This is a genomic window from Parasutterella excrementihominis YIT 11859 (assembly GCF_000205025.1).
GTDB classification, from domain to species: Bacteria; Pseudomonadota; Gammaproteobacteria; order Burkholderiales; family Burkholderiaceae_F; genus Parasutterella; species Parasutterella excrementihominis.
The window spans coordinates 1-1,533 of the sequence record NZ_GL883715.1 but is presented as its reverse complement, the minus strand read 5'-3'; the positions used below and the strand labels follow the sequence as shown (position 1 = coordinate 1,533).

1 rRNA gene is annotated in these 1,533 nt (G+C 53.0%); it reads right to left on the bottom strand.

What is annotated here, in order from left to right:
• Nucleotides 1-115: 115 nt before the first annotated feature.
• Nucleotides 116-1,533, bottom strand: a 23S ribosomal RNA gene (locus tag HMPREF9439_RS13345); the annotation flags it as partial.

Genomic DNA, 1,533 nt, shown 5'->3' with positions numbered 1-1,533 from the left:
GGTCAATTCGGAACAATCTTTTCTACTTTCGTGACTCTCTTTACTTTCGAGTCTCTTTGATCTCTCTCTTCGCTTCCAACCTACAACGCACACCGGTCACAAGCAACACGGTTATAGGATCAAGCCTCACGAGCAATTAGTATCAGTTAGCTCAACGCCTTACAGCGCTTACACACCTGACCTATCGACGTCCTGGTCTCGGACGACTCTTGAGGGAGGTTCAACCTCCGGGAAGACTCATCTTCAGGCAAGTTTCCCGCTTAGATGCTTTCAGCGGTTATCTCTTCCGCACTTAGCTACCCGGCAATGCCACTGGCGTGACAACCGGTACACCAGAGGTGCGTCCACTCCGGTCCTCTCGTACTAGGAGCAGCCCCCGTCAATCTTCCAACGCCCACGGCAGATAGGGACCAAACTGTCTCACGACGTTTTAAACCCAGCTCACGTACCTCTTTAAATGGCGAACAGCCATACCCTTGGGACCGACTACAGCCCCAGGATGAGATGAGCCGACATCGAGGTGCCAAACACCGCCGTCGATATGAACTCTTGGGCGGTATCAGCCTGTTATCCCCAGAGTACCTTTTATCCGTTGAGCGATGGCCCTTCCATTCAGAGCCACCGGATCACTATGACCTGCTTTCGCATCTGCTCGAGTTGTTGCTCTCGCAGTCAAGCACGCTTTTGCCATTGCACTATCAGCACGATTTCCGACCGTACCTAGCGTACCTTCGTACTCCTCCGTTACCCTTTAGGAGGAGACCGCCCCAGTCAAACTGCCTACCATGCACGGTCCCAAGACAGGATCACTGTCCGTGGTTAGAACCGCAAACAAATCAGGGTGGTATTTCAAGGTCGGCTCCAAGACCACTGGCGTGGCCTCTTCTCTGCCTCCCACCTATCCTACACAAATCGGTTCACAGTTCAATGCAAAGCTGCAGTAAAGGTTCATGGGGTCTTTCCGTCTAGCCGCGGGTAGATTGCATCATCACAAACATTTCAACTTCACTGAGTCTCGGGAGGAGACAGTGTGGCCATCGTTATGCCATTCGTGCAGGTCGGAACTTACCCGACAAGGAATTTCGCTACCTTAGGACCGTTATAGTTACGGCCGCCGTTTACTGGGACTTCGATCAAGGGCTCTCACCCCATCAATTAATCTTCCAGCACCGGGCAGGCATCACACCCTATACGTCGTCTTTCGACTTTGCAGAGTGCTGTGTTTTTAATAAACAGTCGCAGCCACCTATTCTCTGAGACCGTTTCCCGCTCAAGGTGTCTCTCCTCTCACGGTACTACGGCACACCTTCTTCCGAAGTTACGGTGTCAATTTGCCGAGTTCCTTCTCCCGAGTTCTCTCAAGCGCCTGAGCATATTCAGCTCGCCCACCAGTGTCGGTTTGCGGTACGGTCCGCATCAGACTGGTGCTTAGAGGCTTTTCTTGGAAGCACTTCCGATCACTTCGCCGCCGTGGCGGCACGTGTCTTTGCCTTGGAGATGCGTCTGCGGATTTGCCTGCAGACCTCCTACGCT